Annotated in this window: 27 protein-coding genes and 1 tRNA gene; 9 read left to right on the top strand and 19 right to left on the bottom strand. The window is 68.3% G+C overall.

Annotated features, from left to right (window positions below):
- The first annotated feature begins 9 nt into the window (after nucleotides 1-9).
- Nucleotides 10-132, top strand: a complete 123-nt coding sequence (locus tag AC0KXF_RS11545; RefSeq protein WP_473109333.1) for a hypothetical protein — start codon at nucleotides 10-12, stop codon at nucleotides 130-132.
- 140 nt (nucleotides 133-272) lie between these two features.
- Here the strand turns inward: AC0KXF_RS11545 and AC0KXF_RS11550 are convergent, their stop codons facing one another.
- The 16 genes from AC0KXF_RS11550 to AC0KXF_RS11625 form a co-directional block, all read right to left on the bottom strand.
- Nucleotides 273-401, bottom strand: a complete 129-nt coding sequence (locus tag AC0KXF_RS11550) for a hypothetical protein (RefSeq protein WP_473109334.1) — start codon at nucleotides 399-401, stop codon at nucleotides 273-275.
- The gene (locus tag AC0KXF_RS11555; protein ID WP_473109335.1) at nucleotides 401-631 is read right to left on the bottom strand and encodes a hypothetical protein; all 231 of its coding nucleotides are present in this window, start codon (nucleotides 629-631) and stop codon (nucleotides 401-403) included. Before AC0KXF_RS11555 ends, AC0KXF_RS11550 begins: the two co-directional genes overlap by 1 nt.
- Before the next feature lie 12 nt (nucleotides 632-643).
- Nucleotides 644-1,009, bottom strand: coding sequence for a hypothetical protein (locus AC0KXF_RS11560; protein WP_473109336.1), 366 nt, complete (start codon nucleotides 1,007-1,009; stop codon nucleotides 644-646).
- Nucleotides 1,010-1,280: 271 nt separating this feature from the next.
- Nucleotides 1,281-3,752 (bottom strand): phage/plasmid primase, P4 family, encoded by a 2,472-nt coding sequence (locus AC0KXF_RS11565; RefSeq protein WP_473109337.1) that lies wholly within the window; start codon nucleotides 3,750-3,752, stop codon nucleotides 1,281-1,283.
- 4 nt (nucleotides 3,753-3,756) lie between these two features.
- Nucleotides 3,757-3,945, bottom strand: coding sequence for a hypothetical protein (locus tag AC0KXF_RS11570; protein ID WP_473109338.1), 189 nt, complete (start codon nucleotides 3,943-3,945; stop codon nucleotides 3,757-3,759).
- A 58-nt stretch (nucleotides 3,946-4,003) separates the two neighbouring features.
- Entirely contained in the window at nucleotides 4,004-4,723 is a 720-nt protein-coding gene (locus AC0KXF_RS11575) for a hypothetical protein (protein ID WP_473109339.1), read from the bottom strand.
- A 50-nt stretch (nucleotides 4,724-4,773) separates the two neighbouring features.
- Entirely contained in the window at nucleotides 4,774-5,646 is an 873-nt protein-coding gene (locus AC0KXF_RS11580; RefSeq protein WP_473109340.1) for a hypothetical protein, read from the bottom strand.
- A gap of 6 nt (nucleotides 5,647-5,652) precedes the next feature.
- On the bottom strand, nucleotides 5,653-6,000 hold the full coding sequence (locus tag AC0KXF_RS11585; protein ID WP_473109341.1) for a hypothetical protein: 348 nt from the start codon (nucleotides 5,998-6,000) through the stop codon (nucleotides 5,653-5,655).
- Nucleotides 5,997-6,356, bottom strand: a complete 360-nt coding sequence (locus AC0KXF_RS11590) for a hypothetical protein (protein ID WP_473109342.1) — start codon at nucleotides 6,354-6,356, stop codon at nucleotides 5,997-5,999. Before AC0KXF_RS11590 ends, AC0KXF_RS11585 begins: the two co-directional genes overlap by 4 nt.
- Nucleotides 6,353-6,613, bottom strand: a complete 261-nt coding sequence (locus AC0KXF_RS11595; protein WP_473109343.1) for a hypothetical protein — start codon at nucleotides 6,611-6,613, stop codon at nucleotides 6,353-6,355. Before AC0KXF_RS11595 ends, AC0KXF_RS11590 begins: the two co-directional genes overlap by 4 nt.
- Before the next feature lie 8 nt (nucleotides 6,614-6,621).
- Nucleotides 6,622-7,059, bottom strand: coding sequence for a hypothetical protein (locus AC0KXF_RS11600; RefSeq protein ID WP_473109344.1), 438 nt, complete (start codon nucleotides 7,057-7,059; stop codon nucleotides 6,622-6,624).
- Nucleotides 7,056-7,652: a hypothetical protein gene (locus AC0KXF_RS11605; protein ID WP_473109345.1), complete on the bottom strand. Its 597-nt coding sequence runs from the start codon at nucleotides 7,650-7,652 to the stop codon at nucleotides 7,056-7,058. The genes AC0KXF_RS11600 and AC0KXF_RS11605 overlap by 4 nt, the downstream gene beginning before the upstream one ends.
- Before the next feature lie 4 nt (nucleotides 7,653-7,656).
- On the bottom strand, nucleotides 7,657-7,875 hold the full coding sequence (locus AC0KXF_RS11610; protein WP_473109346.1) for a hypothetical protein: 219 nt from the start codon (nucleotides 7,873-7,875) through the stop codon (nucleotides 7,657-7,659).
- A complete protein-coding gene (locus AC0KXF_RS11615; RefSeq protein WP_473109347.1) occupies nucleotides 7,876-8,193 on the bottom strand; it encodes a hypothetical protein in 318 nt (105 codons plus the stop codon).
- Nucleotides 8,194-8,278: 85 nt separating this feature from the next.
- The gene (locus AC0KXF_RS11620) at nucleotides 8,279-8,587 is read right to left on the bottom strand and encodes a hypothetical protein (protein WP_473109348.1); all 309 of its coding nucleotides are present in this window, start codon (nucleotides 8,585-8,587) and stop codon (nucleotides 8,279-8,281) included.
- Nucleotides 8,584-9,351 carry a phage antirepressor gene (locus AC0KXF_RS11625; protein ID WP_473109349.1) on the bottom strand — a complete coding sequence of 256 codons (768 nt, stop codon included), beginning with the start codon at nucleotides 9,349-9,351 and terminating at the stop codon, nucleotides 8,584-8,586. The genes AC0KXF_RS11620 and AC0KXF_RS11625 overlap by 4 nt, the downstream gene beginning before the upstream one ends.
- Nucleotides 9,352-9,369: 18 nt before the next feature.
- Between AC0KXF_RS11625 and AC0KXF_RS11630 the strand changes: the two genes are divergently transcribed.
- On the top strand, nucleotides 9,370-9,870 hold the full coding sequence (locus AC0KXF_RS11630) for a hypothetical protein (RefSeq protein WP_473109350.1): 501 nt from the start codon (nucleotides 9,370-9,372) through the stop codon (nucleotides 9,868-9,870).
- Here AC0KXF_RS11630 and AC0KXF_RS11635 read toward each other — a convergent pair.
- Together AC0KXF_RS11635 and AC0KXF_RS11640 are read right to left on the bottom strand one after the other, a co-directional pair.
- On the bottom strand, nucleotides 9,842-10,030 hold the full coding sequence (locus AC0KXF_RS11635) for a hypothetical protein (RefSeq protein ID WP_473109351.1): 189 nt from the start codon (nucleotides 10,028-10,030) through the stop codon (nucleotides 9,842-9,844). The two genes, AC0KXF_RS11630 and AC0KXF_RS11635, sit on opposite strands and share 29 nt — an antisense overlap.
- Nucleotides 10,030-10,308 (bottom strand): helix-turn-helix domain-containing protein, encoded by a 279-nt coding sequence (locus AC0KXF_RS11640; RefSeq protein ID WP_473109352.1) that lies wholly within the window; start codon nucleotides 10,306-10,308, stop codon nucleotides 10,030-10,032. The genes AC0KXF_RS11635 and AC0KXF_RS11640 overlap by 1 nt, the downstream gene beginning before the upstream one ends.
- Before the next feature lie 88 nt (nucleotides 10,309-10,396).
- Here AC0KXF_RS11640 and AC0KXF_RS11645 point away from each other — a divergent pair, with 88 nt between their 5' ends.
- From AC0KXF_RS11645 to AC0KXF_RS11655, 3 genes are all read left to right on the top strand, one after another.
- The gene (locus AC0KXF_RS11645; RefSeq protein WP_473109353.1) at nucleotides 10,397-10,918 is read left to right on the top strand and encodes a hypothetical protein; all 522 of its coding nucleotides are present in this window, start codon (nucleotides 10,397-10,399) and stop codon (nucleotides 10,916-10,918) included.
- 13 nt (nucleotides 10,919-10,931) lie between these two features.
- The gene (locus AC0KXF_RS11650; protein WP_473109354.1) at nucleotides 10,932-11,339 is read left to right on the top strand and encodes an ImmA/IrrE family metallo-endopeptidase; all 408 of its coding nucleotides are present in this window, start codon (nucleotides 10,932-10,934) and stop codon (nucleotides 11,337-11,339) included.
- A 130-nt stretch (nucleotides 11,340-11,469) separates the two neighbouring features.
- Nucleotides 11,470-12,813 (top strand): tyrosine-type recombinase/integrase, encoded by a 1,344-nt coding sequence (locus AC0KXF_RS11655; protein WP_473109355.1) that lies wholly within the window; start codon nucleotides 11,470-11,472, stop codon nucleotides 12,811-12,813.
- A gap of 113 nt (nucleotides 12,814-12,926) precedes the next feature.
- Here the strand turns inward: AC0KXF_RS11655 and AC0KXF_RS11660 are convergent.
- Nucleotides 12,927-13,000 (bottom strand) — tRNA-Leu (locus tag AC0KXF_RS11660).
- 73 nt (nucleotides 13,001-13,073) lie between these two features.
- On the opposite strand from AC0KXF_RS11660, the gene AC0KXF_RS11665 reads away from it, so the two are divergent.
- The 4 genes from AC0KXF_RS11665 (at nucleotide 13,074) to AC0KXF_RS11680 (ending at nucleotide 16,115) form a co-directional block, all read left to right on the top strand.
- The gene (locus tag AC0KXF_RS11665; RefSeq protein WP_473109356.1) at nucleotides 13,074-13,244 is read left to right on the top strand and encodes a hypothetical protein; all 171 of its coding nucleotides are present in this window, start codon (nucleotides 13,074-13,076) and stop codon (nucleotides 13,242-13,244) included.
- A gap of 78 nt (nucleotides 13,245-13,322) precedes the next feature.
- Nucleotides 13,323-13,472 carry a hypothetical protein gene (locus AC0KXF_RS11670; protein WP_223044476.1) on the top strand — a complete coding sequence of 50 codons (150 nt, stop codon included), beginning with the start codon at nucleotides 13,323-13,325 and terminating at the stop codon, nucleotides 13,470-13,472.
- 37 nt (nucleotides 13,473-13,509) lie between these two features.
- Nucleotides 13,510-14,760 carry an alanine racemase gene (locus AC0KXF_RS11675; RefSeq protein WP_473109357.1) on the top strand — a complete coding sequence of 417 codons (1,251 nt, stop codon included), beginning with the start codon at nucleotides 13,510-13,512 and terminating at the stop codon, nucleotides 14,758-14,760.
- The gene (locus AC0KXF_RS11680; protein WP_473109358.1) at nucleotides 14,757-16,115 is read left to right on the top strand and encodes a D-arabinono-1,4-lactone oxidase; all 1,359 of its coding nucleotides are present in this window, start codon (nucleotides 14,757-14,759) and stop codon (nucleotides 16,113-16,115) included. The genes AC0KXF_RS11675 and AC0KXF_RS11680 overlap by 4 nt, the downstream gene beginning before the upstream one ends.
- The last annotated feature ends 35 nt before the right edge of the window (nucleotides 16,116-16,150 follow it).

The following is a 16,150-nucleotide window of genomic DNA, read 5'->3' on the forward strand; positions in this document are numbered from 1 at the left end:
GGTGAGAAGATGTCCAAGGATCGCGGCCAGAAGGCCGCTAAGAAGCCCGCTGCACAAACCCTGAAGGAGAAGCGTGCGGCGAAACGGGAGAAGCTAGAGGCAGAAAGCTCTCTGCTGAGCAAACGTAAGTAGGGTGCGGGGGCGCACAGGAGGCCTGTGCGCCCCTCATCCATTCCGGACGTCATGGTCGTGTTCTCCTGTCAGGTCGGTTTCGGTGACGCCGAGACGAGCAAGCACGTCGATCTCGGCGGTAGTGAGGTTGCGGAAGGCGGTCATGCCGCCCAGATGAGGAGTTCGGGCAGGGTGAGTACGTCGCGGCAGTCTCGGCAGACGACGGCGATGTTGCCGCCTTCGATGCGGGGGATGCCGCATCGAAGGCAGGGGATGAGTCGTGCGGCCATCAGCGGTTCGCCTTCACCAGGTCGAGGGCTTGGCCGAGTTCGGTGATGGTGGTGACGTGCCGCTTGAGCGGGGTGATGAAGATGCGGAGGCGGCCGGTGCTGGTGTGGGTGCCTTCTCCGATGGTGGTGCCGTCGGGGCTGGTGATGTGGATGATGGTGCCGGTGCGGGTGCTGCGGTAGCCGGCGGTGGTGATGGTTTCTTCGAGGAGTCGGGTGCTGATCTTCGCCATGGTGGGGGCCTTTCAGAACGGGGTGGTGTCGGGCAACGGCGCCGAGGCTGCGGCGTCGTCGGGGTCGGGGATGGTGATGGCGGTGCCGGGGAGGCGGGCTCCGCATTGGTGGGCGGGGAGGATCTGGTCGGGTGGGCCGCAGTAGTGGTAGCGGTGCCAGTAGCGGTCGCGGAGCGAGAGGTGCGGGGCGCCCTGGCGGGTGTGGAGGTTGTAGACGGGGCGGTCGAGGATCACGCAGGAGCTTTCGACGCCGGGTGTGATGTGGGTGGAGTCGGCGCGCATGAGGGGGACGCCGACGGCGGCGGCGAGGTCGTATTCGGCCTCGATGACGGGGGCGCTGCAGCGGGGACAGGAGGCGGGGAAGGCGTGCCGCTTCATCGGGCACCGCCGAGGGGTGCAGTGCCCAATAGCACCGGAATCTCAGTAGAACGTCTCGTGCGCGCGTATAACCTAGTCACCCTGTTACCTATCAATGAGCTGGGGCAACTGGGAAAGTCGGTCACTATCGGACCCTCTGCTCTGTTCTGTCGCATGATTTCAATGGAGCTGGCAGGGTCTGAAGCCGAAAACCTACTGTCCCTATCGGACCCTTTCGGACCCTGACGGTGAGGGTCCGACGCGGGAGGGAGGGTCCGATAGCCGATCGTGCTCATCGGTCGCTCCAGTGGGGCTGGAACAGGCCACCTTCGTTCTGATCGTTGGCGGGCTCTTCGGGGGCCGCGAGCATGACGCCGGTGTAGTAGCGGCGCCCGTTCGATTTCACGACGTCGATGTCGAACTTCTGGCGGAGCTGCCGCCCGAATGACTGGCCGGAGAGCTCGTGCTCGTTCTCGTCGCGGCACCACTGGTCGTAGACGCGGCGCAGCTCCGACGTTGCGATGCGGGCGTGTTCGCCGCCGCCGAGCAGGCATCGGTCTTCGACGAAGCGGGCGAGGTGGTCTTCCTCTTGCTGGTAGGTGGCGGTTGCGGCGCGCACGCTGGCGGGTTCGTCGAGGCCGTCCTTCACGTAGTCGACGCAGCCTTGGATGAGCCAGGCGAGGATGCCGGGGCCTTCTTCGTCGACGAGGCGCTGTTGGAGGTTTTCGATGCGCTCTGATTCGGGGATGATGCGGGTGAATGGGATGAGGCGGAGGCGGCGCCAGAAGCTGTTGCCGCCGGACTCGACCTTGGGTTGGTTGTTGCCCATGAGCCAGAGCGTGTGGGAGGGGGTGAAGGTGAAGAAGTCTTGGCGCATGAAGCGGGCGGTGATCTTGTCGCCGCCGGTGAGGGCTTTCACTTTGGCTTCGTCGAAGCGGGTGCCTTCGTTGATTTCGGCGGCGACGACGAACCGGCGGCCCTGCAGGCTGGCGAGTTCGGTTTCGTGGCGGTCGCGGCCGGCGAGGAGGAATCCGTGGGGTGCTTCGGTGGCGTAGTCGCCGAGGAGGGTGGTGACGGTTTCGAGGAACACGGTTTTGCCGTTGCCGCCGGCGCCGTGGAGGAAGGGGAGCACGTGCTCGACGACTTGGCCTGCGAGGGAGAGGCCGGCGAGGCGTTGCACGTAGGTGATCATGGGCTGGTCTTCTCCGAAGGTGGTGGTGAGGAAGCGGTCCCAGAGCGGGGTCGCCTGCTCGGTGGGTGCGATGGTGGTCTGTTTCGAGTGGTAGAGGTGTGGGGTGGCGGGGGTGATGGCGCCGGTGGTGAGGTCGACCACCCCGTCGGGGGTGTTGAGTTGCCAGGGGTGGGTGTCGAATTCGGCGGCGGGGGTGCGGAGGTCGGGGAGGGCGCGGGCGAGGCGCACGACGTTGGTGAGCGCACGGGTGCCGAGGGATTTCACGCGGTGTTTGCGGATCTGTTCGTTGTCGGTGGGGAGGCGGTCGGCGATGTCGAGGGCGGCCTGCAGGGCGGGGGCGTCGTCGGGCGCCCACTCCCACTTGGTGCCGGTCCATTCGGCCCAGCGTCCGGCGTCGGGGATGAAGCGGAGGCGGGCGGAGTGCTCGGTGGCGAGGAGTCGGGCGTTGCCGGCGTCGGTGAGGGCGCTGGGGTCGGAGCCGACGAGCGCCGACGCCGTCGGTGCGGGTGCGGGGGTGTCGGTGCCGGTGGGCTCGGCGCCCGCGCCGGTGTCGTTGGGGTTGGGGACGGCGGTGAGGTGGCGGGCGGGGGTGAGGGCGCGGGGTGCGCGGTGCCCGTATCCGTCGGCGGCGAGTTGCTTCGCGGCGGCGGCGTGGTCGCCGCGGTGCTCGAGTAGGGCGTAGGCGCCGAATTTGGTGTACGGGGTTTCCGGGTCGAACTCGGTGGAGCTCGTGAACACGTAGAGGCGGTCGCGGTCTGACGCCTTGCCGGTGGATGCTGAGATGCCGTGCTTTTTGCCGGGGCGGCACCAGTAGCGCAGCTGTCCGCGCTGGTGGATGAGGGTCCACCCGTGCGGGGTGAGGATCTCGGCCCAGTCGGTGCGCTGTTCGTAGTCGTCGCCGGGGGTGATGTCGCCGTCCTGCTGCCGATACGTCTTCCAGAGCTCGGCAACGGGGCCCGCGGGGGCGGGTGCGATGGGTGTGGGGGTTTCGTCGAGGGTGCGGATGAGGGTGTGCAGGGCGTCGCGCTCCGCATCGGTGAGGGTCGGCATGGTGGTGGGGCCGCCGGCGAGGCGCGCCCACGGCTTCCGGGTGGGGTGGGCGGTGCCGCCGGTGGGGGCGAGCACCACGAACCCGCCTTCGCCGCGGGTCTCGGCGAGGGTGGTCTTGTCGGCGTCGCTCGCGAGCTTGGTGTTGCCGGGAACGACGCCACCGTCGATGCGGTAGAACCAGTGCACACCGCCGCTGGGGGAGAGTTCGAGCCAGCCGGTGTTGATGCGCTGCCACAGCTTGCCGAGACCGGAGTGCTCGGCGAGTTGCGCGAGCTCTGGGAGGTGGTGGGCGGCGCGTCCTTCGAGTTCGAGCATTTCCACGCCGCCGGAGACGGCGCCGGTGATCATGCCGACGCCGTGCTGGGTGTCGCGCATGAACCAGGTGTCGAGTTGGTCGACGTCGGCGCGCTGCTGCGTGTACGGCTTCCAGGCGATCGCGGGCCGCTTCGTGCCGTCGGTCGCGACGGGCACGATGGAGATGCCGGCCTGGTAGAGCTGCGCAATGGTTTCGGCGGTGTGCACGGGGTTACTCCTGGTCGCGTCGGGTGACGCGGGTGGCGGGGACGGTGATGTCGATGCGGGGGTAGGCGTGGAGGCTGCTGGCGGTGATCTGGTGGCCGCGGCCGCGGGGGCGGATGGTGTGGATCTTCCAGAGGTCGGGGTCGCCGGTGATGCGGACGATGTCGCCGACCGTGAGGGGGCGGGGTGCAGGCATGGGGGCTCCAGGGGTGGGGCCGGGGCGCCGCGTGGTGGCGGCGCCCCGGGGTGGCGGGTTAGAAGGTGCCGGCGGCGATGTGGCCGACCTGTTCGGCGGTGATGCCGAGCGCGGCGCCGATCTGGGCGTGATCGAGGGCGCCGATCGCGAGGAGCTGCTTCGCCTTGTCGGCCTGCTCCTGGGTGACGCCGGCGGGGAGCGCGTTGAACCCGTCCGCCTGCGGCGCCTGGGCCTGCGGGGCGGCCGGTGTGGTGGGCGCTGCGGCAGGCTGCTGGTACGCCTGCTGCGGCGCCGCCTGGGGAGCCGGGGCAGCGGGCGGTGCCTGCGGTGCGGGAGCCTGCTGCGCGGCCGCCGGGCCGGGCGCTGCGAGGCCGCTCGCGGGCGGCGTGTACTGCGCCTGGTACAGCTTCGCCGGGTTCGCCGGATTCTTGCTGTTGGGGTCGTTGCCGACGTAAGTGACGGTGAGCAGGCCGCCGATCGCGACGTCCTGCTGGCCTGCGGCCTGGATCGCCTGCGCGATCGCGGTGCGCATGTTCTTCGACGACACGTAGATGGTGCGGGCGCCGTCGTCGTTGGCGTCCTCGCGGGGCACGTTCGTGTCCTCGAGGGGCACGACGATGTCCATCTTCGGATCACCGTTGGGCCAGTAATCGAGGTCCTGGGACCCGAACTTCGTGGCCTGCTTCTCGAACGGCATCTGCGCGATCTTCCCGGTGACAGTGGTCCCGGGCTGCAGGAACTTGGCGGCGCGGCCGCCGGAGGGTGCGAACAGAGACATGGGGTGCTTCTTTCTGGTTGTGCAGTACTTCGGTGTCTCGGTGCTGCGGGTTACTGGAAGAGGTTCGACCGCCGCGGTTGCGGGGTCTGGGGGATCTGCCCGAGGCCGGGCAGAGGTTGAAGGGGCGCCGGGCCGGGGTCCGGTGCCGGGGTGAGGGGTCTGGGGGTGACGGGGCCGCGGCCGGCCTCGAATACGTTGCGGCGCTCGGGTTGCGGCTTCTCGCGCGCGCACCAGGGGCACCACTCGTCGTCGCAGAGCGGCTTCGCGCGCAGCGCGGCGTCGAGGCCGACGATCTGCAACAGGCCCCAGAGCGCGTTGAGCCGGTTGAGGGCCTCGACCGCGATGTGCGGGTTGTAGGGCTCGTGCCACCAGTACGCCTTTGACAGTTCGCCATCGCGGGGAAGGAAGCTGATCGCGACCTGCTTCGCGTCACCCCACCCGCCGGTCTCGGTGAAGCCCTTGCCGTAGAGGTGGGCTTGCACCCGGTACTGGCGGGAGGGACCGTGGAGGCGGTACTTCGTGAGCTGCTTCGGGCCGACGACCTTGTGATCGATAACGGTCCCCGTGGGCACGTGGAACAGGTCGGAGTGCCCGGTGATGGGGATCGCGTCGGGGCCGGTGCCGAGCATCCCGACCGTGATCTCCCATTCCGTCACCCAGTCGGAGCGTGCGAGGTCCCCGGACGGGTTCGTCGCGTCGAACCAGCGCTCGAGCTGGTCGTGCACCGCGGTGCCCACGGCGGGCTTCCACGCGGGCGGCCTCGGGGGTTCGGGGATGCCGGCGAGCTTGTACAGGATGCGACGGTCGCATTCGATACCGATCTCGCTGGGCCCGATCCGCTTCTGCAGGCTGCGCGGGTGCGCGGCGATCGCGGCTTCGATCACCCCCAGGTAGAGGGCTTCGACGGTGGGATGCTCGGACACGGGGCGCTACCGGATCGTCACGGACGGCGCCGAGTACGACTTGTACGGTTCGAGCGCGGCCGGCGCGAACTGCTTCTTCATCGCGTCGGTCGAGATCACCGCCTCGTACAGCGTCGGGTAGCTTTCGGCGGGGTAGTCGGCGGCGAGGCGCTTCTTGTCGACGGTGCCGCGTCGGCTGATCGTGACGGTGGCGTGCTCGTGCTTGTGCGTGCCTTCCCCGAGCTTCTCGATGAGTTTCGCGTCGAGGGTTTCCATCTCGTCCTTGATGCGCTCGGTCATAGCCTTGAGCTCGGCGCGGCGCAGGATCCATTCGCCGACGTGCTCGTCGGTGGCCTGGGAGGTGGTGGTGTTCATGCTGGGGTTCCTTCCGTGGTGGGGGTGGGGTCCTGTCCGAGGAGTCGGAGCAGGGTGGGGAGCGTCAGGGTGACGTTCCACGCTTCGGGGGCGGCAGGGTCGATGCCGGCGAGCCCGGTGGGGGCGACCACGACGCCGAGGTCGGCGTCCGCGTCGCCGCGGTTCACTTCGGCGATCTCGAGACGCATGTCCTGATGCGCGGCGGAGCTCACGGGATCCGGGAACACGGTCGCCACGAGGGCGTGGCCGAGGGGCGTGGTGAGGCCGGTGACCGTGCTCGACTCCGTAGTGTCGGCGGGGCTGTCGTCGAGGAGGGAGCGTACGATCGCCGCTGCGCCGACGGCTCGCGCGCTCATGCTGTGGCCTCGCGATCCGCGAACGTGTTCCGGTGCTCACCGCTGTGCCCTTTTCGCAGGGTGCACAACGTCACCGTGATCACGCTGTCGAATGCGTCGAGGACGCCGTCCCACCTGATCTCGAACCGGCACTGCGACTCGCGGAACGCCGCTGCGGCCACGTTCACGCGCTCCTCTGCGGCCTTGTAAGCGGTCACCGCTTCGAGGTAGTCGGCCTCGAGTCGACGGTGCTCGCTATCCAACTGAGAGGTGGTCATGAGGGCGCTCATGCTGCATCACCACCCGCGGGGGCGAGCGGAGACAGCGGCGTCACCGGGGCCGGCTCGGTGTCGTCGTCGACGATCTCGGCGTCCTCGACACCCGCTTCGAGCTCGAGCGGCGCCTCTCCGGCGACGTCGGCGAACTCGTCACCTTCCTCGCCGGAGAGGTCGAGGGTGTCGGGCTTCTTCCCGAGACGCTGCTCGGTGGCCTGCTGCAGGAGGTCGCGGGCGTCGTCCTCGAGGTCGCCGGTTACGGGCTCGACGCGGAGGATCCCGACCTTGGGGATCTGGGCGCCGTCTTCGTGGTTGACGCCGAGCGACTCGAACACCACGATCGCGGTGGTGAGATCGCGCTGGTAGTAGCGCTTCGCGAGGTCGCCTGCGATCGCGGCGAGCCCGTTCTTGTCGTCCTTCGGCAGCGCCGAAGCGAGCTTCACAGTCATGAGCTAGTTCCTTCCGGGTTGGTCGTGCGGTGCGGCCACCGGACGGCAGCCACGGCCTGCACCCGCTGAGGGGTGGAGGGGTCGATGGGGGAGCCCAGGTGCCGGGCGCCCATGCAGGCGAGCGCGAACCCGTCTGCGACGTTGTCGTTGCTGAGCGCGAGGTGCGGGTGCTCGGCGGCGAGCGCAGCCACCACCTCCCGCTTGTCCGGGCCCTTCCGCGAGTTCTTCACGGGCTGGTGGCCGGCGGCGTACTTCGCCCGAGTGCGGGGATAAACCTGCGCGACGTCGTGGCCGCGGGAGTGGAGGTAGGCGGCGGTGCGCCACCACAGGCCCGCCCGCTCGTGCGCCTTCCCGTTCCGGGAGCCGAGCGAGGGTGCCTCCACGACGACCAAGCACCTCGTGATGGGGACGTGCGCGACAATGCCCCCGAGCGCGGCGTGCAGGCGGTCGAGCGTGCCGGACAAGCTCGGATCCTTGCCGGGCTTCGTCTCGACGAGGCCGAGGCGCACATGCCCGGTCTCGAGACCGATCACGGCGACACCCGTGCCCGTGAGTGAGAGGTCCAGGCCGACGCTGTAACGGGGCGCGGTCATTGCTTCACTGCCTGGTCGATGCGGTGGGAGAGGCGGACGAGCCACCCCCACCACCCAGCAGGAGTACGCCCGCGACGACCCACACCGGCACCGCGGCGACGGGCACCAACCCGTACGGGATCAGTCCAGCCAGCGTGCCGAGCACCGACATGATCGCGAGCAGACACAGGCACCGCCAGATCAGCAGCGACCGGGAGAACCTTCGTCTCCGTGTAGCGCGCATTCACTGCTCGCCCCGCTTCTGCTGCTCCGCATGCGCGATCCGGCGCTCTTCCTCGCAGTTCGGGCACTGACAGCCCATGCGGATCTGCTCGAGCAGCGCACGACCGAGCGGCGAGGACGGGTCGACCTCCACCATCCCCGCGACAGGGCCAGGGCGCCGGGCGAGGTCTGCTGTGAGCGCGTCGTTCGCGAGATCGAGCATCTCCGCAAGCGCACGCTCGCGCTTCCGGCGCCGATGCTCAGCGCGGATCGTGAGCACCAGATACGTGCCCGACACGATCACCACCGCGACCGACGCGGCGAGAAGAATGGGATCCATGAGGGTTTCCTTCCGAAATTGGCAATGCTGTAGCTGGCCCTCCCCAGCGAGGGCGCAAAATTTGGACTGGGAGAACGGGGGATCGTTAGACGCTGGCGCCGGCCGGCGAGCGCTCGATCCAGGCGAGAATGTCGGGCTTCAGGTAGCGCACCGCGCCGCCGAACTTCCGCCAGGGCGGGCCGACCATCTCGTCGACCGGCTTGCCCTTGTCCTTGGTGCGCCACTCCGCGAGCGTCGCCTCAGCGATATCGTCCAGAGCACGAGACAGGGTCTTCGCCGACATCACATCGGGTGCGTCAGCGAGCAGCAGCCGCGCGGCCTGGGGCTCAGACTCCGGGGCGGTTGCGACCGCTTCTGTCGGAGCGACCGCGAGCTGCACCACCTCGGCACTCATGCTGCTGCTCCGAGGTCGAGCTGATCCGCCGGCGCGTACTTCTCGATGAAGTACTGCTGCCCCTTCCCGGTGACCTTCGGGGTCTTCGTGAGCATCACGTGCCCGTCGGGGTGCTGCCTCGTCGACTCCTTGATCTCGAACAGGCCCAGCTCCATCGACTTCTGCGTCGGCATGTTCCAATCCGAACCACGACGCCGGATCAGGTACCCATCCGCGCGGAGCTTCTCGAAGAGGCGGTTGGCGCCGAACGGGGCACCGTTCGCGCGGAGGATCTTCGCGAGATCCCCCACGAGGATCGTCGACGGGGACGCGGCCACAGCCTCCGCGAAGTGAACCTTCGGTGCGTCCGCCGTGATCTTCGCCTCGAGCCGTTCGGTCTTCGCGACGAGGATCGTGAGCGCCTGGTGCACGATCTCATCCTCAGAGAGCGCCGGCTGCGCGTTGTAAGCGCCGGTCTTGCGGATCTGGGGGAGCACCTCGCCGGTGATCCAGCGACGGAACGCCGCGGCCTCTGGCTTGTCGGAGCGGATCACCACCTCGTACATGCCGGATTCAGAGACGATGGTCATCATCTGGCGGCCACCAAGGGTATCCGCCTGATGGACACCCTTCATGTCGTAGTCGAGGCGTGCGGAGGCATTGCCGACATTCTTGATGCCGAGCACCTTGCAGAGGTCGGCGAGCACGAACCACGGCTCACCCTCGAGGACGACGACGCGTACGTGGTGCTCGTTGAAATCGAACGGTACGATCTGACTGGACATTGGGCTACTCATTTCTCGGTGTTCGGCCCGGCGTTGCAGCGCCGGGCATTTTTCGTTGAAGAGAAGGAACGGGCGATGTCGGAATTGGTGGTCGGAATCCTCTTGGCGATCCTCGCCAGCACAGTGATCCCGTGGGTAACATCGCTCGCGAGCGCCTGGCTCGAAGCCCGACGCGATATGAAGAACCGCCGTCGCGAACTCTTCGAGAAGGCCTTCGTGGCGAACAAGATGGACGGGTTTCGCACTACCTCGGTCGACGAGCAAGAACGAAATCGCGACATACAAGCGAACTTCGACGAGAAGAACCGCACATCGCTCGCGCTCCGGTCCACCTTCGGGCTGCTCGACAAGAACGTCGCATCCGTGACCGAAGGGCGGGCGATAACTGAGACCGGCACTCCAGAGCATGAGGTTCTGCGGTTGTGGGCCAATGGCCACCTCTGGGTGGCCCGGTGGAAGGCACGCAAACTGGCCAAACAGACAGCGAACATCAGCTCAGAGCCAACCCAACCCCAATAGTCGAAACGATCAGCCCGAGGACCGCTGCGATCACGACCCACGTAAGCGGAGCGAGAACGACACCCAGCAGGGACAGCACAACCCACAGCAGCCCAACCAGAATGGCCGTGACGACCGCTGAGACGATCCACCCGATCAGAGCAATCAGCAGATCCTCCATTACGCTCCCACCGCCTCGCGCTGCTCGAGGGGCGCTGGTTCAGGCTTAACCACGATCTCGCCGAGCGCGAGCCCGAAGGCATCGGCGAGGTTCGCGATCGCACGGAGCGACGGCTCTTCACCGCTTTTGTAGCGCTGAAGGGTTGCCCTGCTGATGCCCATGATGCGGGCGAGGGCTTCGTCAGACTGGATGCCGTTGTTGGTCTTGATGCGGTCCAGGAGGCCGGGGCGGAAGACCCGCGTCGGCTGAACCGTAACCTGTTCGCTTGATTCGATCATGGTTCAACTATCTCTCACGTGAACGAGGCAGTCAACTTCGTGAGTAAAATGATTTGACACCGATTCACTCGTGAGTCATTATTGAGTCATGAATCTCGCGATGAAGTGGATCGACGACCTACGCGGAACTGACTCGATCCGAGAGGTGGCTCGAAAAGCCGAGATACCGCAGCCCACCTTGGCTCGCCAGATCAACAACGCTCAGCTCACCTTTGAAACGGTGCGCGACGTGTCCCGGGCATATGGTCGCTCTGTGCTCGCCGACCTCATCGCACTGGGACATCTCAGCGAGGCCGACGCTGGCATCGAGGGAATTGAGCGCGCGCTCGCTGCTGCGACTGACGAGCAGCTGGTCGTCGAAATCGGGAAGCGGCTCGACGTCACGCCGTCCTCGATGGTGTGGGATGCCCCGGTCTCTGACGCGGTCGAGCGCGCATCCAATGTCACACGTCTGCCGCAGACTGGTGGCAAGCTCTCCGCGATCGACATGCTCGACGACGCAGGCACCGTCGAATACGACGGCCGCAAGGCAGCAGACCGAGGAGAACACCTCGCCGACAGCATCCCCGCCGCCGACGAAGACCCCGAACCCGAAGACGACCCCAAGTAGCAGAAGGAGCACCGTGCACCGCCTGATCGCCATCGCCGCCGACGCGGGCCTCCGCATCGTCATCTCCACCATCACCCCAGGCATCAAGGGCTTCATTGATCTCGCGGAACGCACGATCTACCTCTCCCGCCGCCTCGCGCCGGTCGAACTGCTCTGCACGCTCGCACACGAGCTCGGCCACTACTTCCACGGCCACGAATGCAGCACGCAGCGCGCCGAAGACCAGGCCAACGCCTACGCGTGCCGGCTCGTCATCACCCCCGAGGCGTACGCGGCCGCGGAGAAGCTCTCACCGCACGCACACGACATCGCCGAAGAGCTCGGTGTCACCGTCGACATGGTGCTCCACTATCAGCAGTTCGCCCTGCAGCGCCTCGGCGCCACTACGATCGCCCGATCACCCCTCGGACTTACCGCCTAGAAACAGAAAAAGCCCCCGGACCGCGCCCGTCGCCAAACAGAACGCGGCCCGGAGGCCCGAACACGATCCACCAGGAAGATGAACCGATGAACAACACGATATCCCAGCCTGCCCGGAAGCAGGCCCGCTGATGGCCCGCGCATGGATCACCGACCTCTGGGTGAAAGACGCCGTCGCGCTCATGCCCGACGGCTCCAAGGTGCGGATCTCGCCGACCGCCGCGGAGCGGAAAGCGATCCGCAATCTCCCCGAGCACTTCCGCACCGCGAAGTACGGCACCGGCAGCCGGTGGCGGGCGGGCTGGTACGAGCCAGACGGGCGCGAGCGCGGCAAGCTCTTCGCGTCGAAGGTCGACGCCGAAGCGTTCCTCGCCGAGCTCGAGGACAACCTCCGGTCGGGCCGCTACGCGCCGCCCGAGCTCACAGGGCAGACGTTCGCGCAGCTCGCGACCACCTGGCTCGCGTCGAAGCGGCGCCCCAAGCAGGTCACACTCGACACCTACCGCGCAGACCTCGACACGCACATCCTCCCGAAATGGAGGACGGTGCCCATCAACACGATCCAGAAAACCAACATCGAGGACTGGATCGGCGACCTGCTCGACGGGACCGCGCCGCGCGCATACACCGGCAGAATGTCCGGACGAGAGAAGAAGCCGCTTTCGCCGAGCCGGGTCCGTGATGTCGTCGCGCGCACCTTCGGTAGCGTCCTCAGATATGCCGTCGACGCAGGATGGCTCCCCAGGCACCCGATGGCGCGAGTCGAGTTCCCCCGCACGGACACCATTGAAGACCTCGCGATCCTCGACTACGCCGAGCAAGAGCGTCTCGCGAAAGCCTGCGCCAAGGTCAGCGGCGAGCATCGAGACCGAGCACTGATCCACCTCTTGGCGTCCTCCGGACCGCGGATAGGGGAAGCGACGGCGTTCCAGATCCACGACGTGCGCGCGGCTGCGCGTCGCGCTGACGTGAAGCGCACCTGGACCACGGAGCACGGGAAACGGGTGATCGGCGCGCCGAAGACTTGGGAGGAACGCGCGGTCCCGGTCCACGGCTTCGTCCTCGAAGAACTCGAACCGCTCATGGAGGACCAGCCCGCGGACGCCTGGCTCTTCCGGGTGAAGCGCGGCGGGGGAGCCGTCGACCAGCGCAACTGGCGTAACCGCGTTTGGCTCGAAGCCATCGAGCTCGCGGACCTCGTCGACGAGCGCGTGCTCACGCCGCACAAGCTGCGCCACACTGCTGCGTCGTCGGCGATCGCTGCCGGCGCGGATCCGACCGTCGTGCAGCAGATGCTCGGGCACCGTTCGCTGCGGGAGATCCACCGGACGTATGCGCATCTGTGGCCTGATCGCCTCGACGAAGTGCTCGACTCCGTCGAGGAGCACCGCGCGCGGGTGCTCGAGAAGGCGGGGGCCGCGATCGAGCTGGTGGATCCAGAGGAGGAAGTGCCGGTGCTGCTGTCGGCGGCGTGACAGAGTGTGCCGTGCTGTCAGCGTGCTGTCAAGGCCCTGATTCGTGGTGCGGTCGTGGCTACGCTGAGGGTCGTGGTTGCCAGTCACTGTAAGGGGAGTCTCGGGGAGTCGAGTGCCCCCACTGGGATTCGAACCCAGACTGTGCCGATTTTAAGTCGGCTGCCTCTGCCGGTTGGGCTATGGGGGCAACCCCACCATCTTCCCACGAGCTCCGAGGGCACGTGGATCGGAACCGAATACGAACACGAAGGAGAACCGCCATGTCGATGATCGATGACGCATCCGACGAGACCAAGAACGCGATCAAGGAGGCTCGCAGGCGCGAGCAGGAGCGGCGCGAGCACGACTCGGAAGCCGCCGATGCACCCGCGGGCGGCTCTGACGACGACCGGGACACGAGCGGAGACGTGCCCGTGGCGAATCTCGAGTGAGCCCCCGCAGGCCCGCCGGCGCGGGCGATGACGTCCGCACAGCACACGAGGCGTGTCGCCGCAGCGTAGGCTGGGGCAATGGTCTTCGCCAAAGTGCTGCTCATCATCGCGATCGTCATCGCGATCCTGCTGGCGCTCTACATGAGGTGGAGGGCATGGCATGCTCGACGAGTCCGGGAGCGAGCGGCCTGGCAGGCCGAACTCGAGCGGGATCTGCGCCGCGATTGAGGCCCGGCTCGTCGCTCGCAAGCCCTACACTTCCCCTATGACACTCGATCTGGCCGCCCCGGGGGTACGCACCGCGGCCGCCGCGCGGCCCTGGGAGCAGGCGGATCGGTTCTGGCGAACGATGGATGAAGCGACTCGGGATCGCCCGGGCCCGGTGGTCGCGCTGAGCGTCGAGGCACTCAGCGAAAATGCGCACGATCTGTTGCGCCGGGCCGGGGGCCTGCCGATCCGGGTCGCCAGTAAATCCGTGCGCTCGCGGGCCGTGCTCGAGGCGGTGCTCGCACTGCCCGGTTACCGGGGCGTGCTCGCGTTCACCCTCGCCGAGGCGCTGTGGCTCGCGGATCGCGTCGACGATGTGGTCGTCGGGTACCCGACGGCGGATCGCGCGTCGCTCGAGGTGCTGGGGCGGGACGAGCGGGCCGCGAGCCGCGTCACCCTGATGATCGACGACGAGGAGCAGCTCGACCTCATCGATGCCGTGACCGGCGCGGGGGAGCGGGCGCGGATCCGCGTATGCCTCGACTTCGACGCCTCCTGGCGCACCCGGGCGCTCGGCCACCTGGGTGTCAGGCGGTCGCCGATCCGCCGCCCGGAACGGTTGCGCGCACTCGCCGAGCAGGTCGCGGCGCGCCCCGGGTTCGCGCTGGTGGGGGTGATGGCCTACGAAGCGCAGATCGCGGGGGTGGCCGACGCGCCGCGAAAGCCGGCCGAGGGGGCGATTCTGCGGGCGGTGCAGCGCGCGAGTGCGAAGGAGCTGGCCGAGCGCCGCGCGGCGGCGGTCGCCCAGGTGCGCGAGGTCGCCGAGTTGGAGTTCGTGAACGGCGGCGGAACGGGATCGATCGAGCGCACCGCCGCCGAATCGGCCGTCACCGAGGTCGCTGCCGGCAGCGGACTGTACGGTCCGCACCTGTTCGATCACTATCGCTCGTTCACGCCGGCCCCGGCGCTCGGCTTCGGGCTCGATGTCGTCCGCAAGCCGTCGCGCGATCGCGCGACACTGCTCGGCGGGGGCTGGATCGCCTCCGGGCCTGCGGCACCGGACCGGCTGCCGCTGCCGGTGTGGCCCGGCGGGCTCTCCTTCGAGCCGCGCGAGGGCGCCGGCGAGGTGCAGACGCCGGTGCGCGGGCGCGCCGCCAACGGCCTGCGCCTCGGGGATCGGGTGTGGTTGCGGCACGCCAAGGCCGGCGAGGCCGTGGACCACACGAACGAGATCGTGCCCGTGAGGGCGAACGGGACGGCGCTCGCACCGATCCCGAGCTATCGAGGAGAGGGGCGGTGTTTCCTGTGACGGGACGATCGCGCACACGAGCGGGCGAGGTCGCGGGGCCGAACGCACGCTGGAACACTCGCTGGAGCAACTGGGCGGGCACCGAGCACTCGCGGCCGGAGCTCGAGATCGTGCCCCGCCGGGCCGAGCAGATCGCGCTCGCGGTGCAGCGCGCTCGCGAGACCGGGCGCACCGTCAAGCCGATCGGCGCGTCGCACAGCTTCACCGGGATCGGCGCGACCGACGGCATCCGCATCGACATGAGCCGCATGCGCGGCCTCGTCTCCGCCGATCCGGCGCGCGGCCGCGTCACCCTCTGGGGAGGCACCCACCTGTGGGAGCTGCCGGCGATCCTGAACCCGCTCGGCCTCGCGCTCGCGAACATGGGGGACGTGGATCGCCAGACCGTCACCGGCGCCACGCAGACCGGCACGCACGGCACCGGTGTGCGCCTCGGCGGCCTCGCGACCGGCGTGGTCGGGGCGACGATCGTGACGGGCAGCGGTGAGACGCTCGTGATCGACGAGGATCACCACCCCGAACTGCTGCCAGCCGTCGCACTGGGGCTCGGCGCGCTCGGGGTGCTCGTCACGATCACGCTGCAGTGCGTTCCCCGCTACCTGCTGCGGGCCGTGGAAGCGCCCTTGCCGCTCAACGAGGTGCTCGACGGGTTCGTGGATCGCACGCGCGAGGCAGACCACTTCGAGTTCTTCTGGTTTCCGCACACCCGCCGGGCGCGCACGAAGACCAACACCCGCTTGCCGCTCGAGGCGGGGCGCGACCCGCTGGCGCCCGCCGCCCGCTTCGCCGATGAGGAGCTCGCGAACAACCTCGTGTTCGGCGCCTGCGTGGCGTTCGGCAGTGCCGCCCCTGGCGCGGTGCCGCGCATCAACCGCTTCATCGAGGGCGTGTCGAGCAGGCGGAGCTACGCGGACGAGTCGCACCGCGTCTACGTCACCCACCGCCGCGTCCGCTTCCACGAGATGGAGTACGGCCTGCCGCTCGAGGCCGTGCCCGACGCGATGCGCGAACTGCGGTCGATGATCGAACGGCGCCGGCATCGCGTCTCCTTCCCGGTCGAGGTGCGGTCGGCCGCGGCCGACGAGCTGCTGCTCTCGACGGCGAGCGGCCGCGACACCGGCTACATCGCCGTGCACCGCTATCGCAGGGATCGGGATCGCGGCTATTTCAGCGACGCCGAGGCCATCCTCGCCGCGCACGGCGGGCGGCCGCACTGGGGCAAGATGCACACGCAGACGGCGGCCGTGCTGCGTGAGCGCTACCCGGCATTCGAGGAGTTCGCCGAGATCCGGGATCGCCTCGATCCCGAGCGCCTCTTCGCGAACCCGTACCTCACGCGCGTGCTGGGGGAGTAGGGGCTCTCGAACAGGGGTCCGGATCCGCCGGCCCT

The organism is Leucobacter holotrichiae (genome assembly GCF_055791005.1).

What these genes read in the sequence shown, in the direction of transcription:
- AC0KXF_RS11640 (WP_473109352.1), bottom strand. Translation starts at nt 10,308, where the DNA reads ATGATCGAATCAAGCGAACAGGTTACGGTTCAGCCGACGCGGGTCTTC.
- AC0KXF_RS11670 (WP_223044476.1), top strand. Translation starts at nt 13,323, where the DNA reads ATGGTCTTCGCCAAAGTGCTGCTCATCATCGCGATCGTCATCGCGATC.
- AC0KXF_RS11585 (WP_473109341.1), bottom strand. Translation starts at nt 6,000, where the DNA reads ATGAACACCACCACCTCCCAGGCCACCGACGAGCACGTCGGCGAATGG.
- AC0KXF_RS11665 (WP_473109356.1), top strand. Translation starts at nt 13,074, where the DNA reads ATGTCGATGATCGATGACGCATCCGACGAGACCAAGAACGCGATCAAG.
- AC0KXF_RS11635 (WP_473109351.1), bottom strand. Translation starts at nt 10,030, where the DNA reads ATGGAGGATCTGCTGATTGCTCTGATCGGGTGGATCGTCTCAGCGGTC.
- AC0KXF_RS11550 (WP_473109334.1), bottom strand. Translation starts at nt 401, where the DNA reads ATGGCCGCACGACTCATCCCCTGCCTTCGATGCGGCATCCCCCGCATC.
- AC0KXF_RS11595 (WP_473109343.1), bottom strand. Translation starts at nt 6,613, where the DNA reads ATGACCACCTCTCAGTTGGATAGCGAGCACCGTCGACTCGAGGCCGAC.
- AC0KXF_RS11605 (WP_473109345.1), bottom strand. Translation starts at nt 7,652, where the DNA reads ATGACCGCGCCCCGTTACAGCGTCGGCCTGGACCTCTCACTCACGGGC.
- AC0KXF_RS11675 (WP_473109357.1), top strand. Translation starts at nt 13,510, where the DNA reads ATGACACTCGATCTGGCCGCCCCGGGGGTACGCACCGCGGCCGCCGCG.
- AC0KXF_RS11655 (WP_473109355.1), top strand. Translation starts at nt 11,470, where the DNA reads ATGGCCCGCGCATGGATCACCGACCTCTGGGTGAAAGACGCCGTCGCG.
- AC0KXF_RS11625 (WP_473109349.1), bottom strand. Translation starts at nt 9,351, where the DNA reads ATGTCCAGTCAGATCGTACCGTTCGATTTCAACGAGCACCACGTACGC.
- AC0KXF_RS11600 (WP_473109344.1), bottom strand. Translation starts at nt 7,059, where the DNA reads ATGACTGTGAAGCTCGCTTCGGCGCTGCCGAAGGACGACAAGAACGGG.
- AC0KXF_RS11570 (WP_473109338.1), bottom strand. Translation starts at nt 3,945, where the DNA reads ATGCCTGCACCCCGCCCCCTCACGGTCGGCGACATCGTCCGCATCACC.
- AC0KXF_RS11555 (WP_473109335.1), bottom strand. Translation starts at nt 631, where the DNA reads ATGGCGAAGATCAGCACCCGACTCCTCGAAGAAACCATCACCACCGCC.
- AC0KXF_RS11645 (WP_473109353.1), top strand. Translation starts at nt 10,397, where the DNA reads ATGAATCTCGCGATGAAGTGGATCGACGACCTACGCGGAACTGACTCG.
- AC0KXF_RS11610 (WP_473109346.1), bottom strand. Translation starts at nt 7,875, where the DNA reads ATGCGCGCTACACGGAGACGAAGGTTCTCCCGGTCGCTGCTGATCTGG.
- AC0KXF_RS11575 (WP_473109339.1), bottom strand. Translation starts at nt 4,723, where the DNA reads ATGTCTCTGTTCGCACCCTCCGGCGGCCGCGCCGCCAAGTTCCTGCAG.
- AC0KXF_RS11620 (WP_473109348.1), bottom strand. Translation starts at nt 8,587, where the DNA reads ATGAGTGCCGAGGTGGTGCAGCTCGCGGTCGCTCCGACAGAAGCGGTC.
- AC0KXF_RS11590 (WP_473109342.1), bottom strand. Translation starts at nt 6,356, where the DNA reads ATGAGCGCGCGAGCCGTCGGCGCAGCGGCGATCGTACGCTCCCTCCTC.
- AC0KXF_RS11615 (WP_473109347.1), bottom strand. Translation starts at nt 8,193, where the DNA reads ATGGATCCCATTCTTCTCGCCGCGTCGGTCGCGGTGGTGATCGTGTCG.
- AC0KXF_RS11560 (WP_473109336.1), bottom strand. Translation starts at nt 1,009, where the DNA reads ATGAAGCGGCACGCCTTCCCCGCCTCCTGTCCCCGCTGCAGCGCCCCC.
- AC0KXF_RS11545 (WP_473109333.1), top strand. Translation starts at nt 10, where the DNA reads ATGTCCAAGGATCGCGGCCAGAAGGCCGCTAAGAAGCCCGCTGCACAA.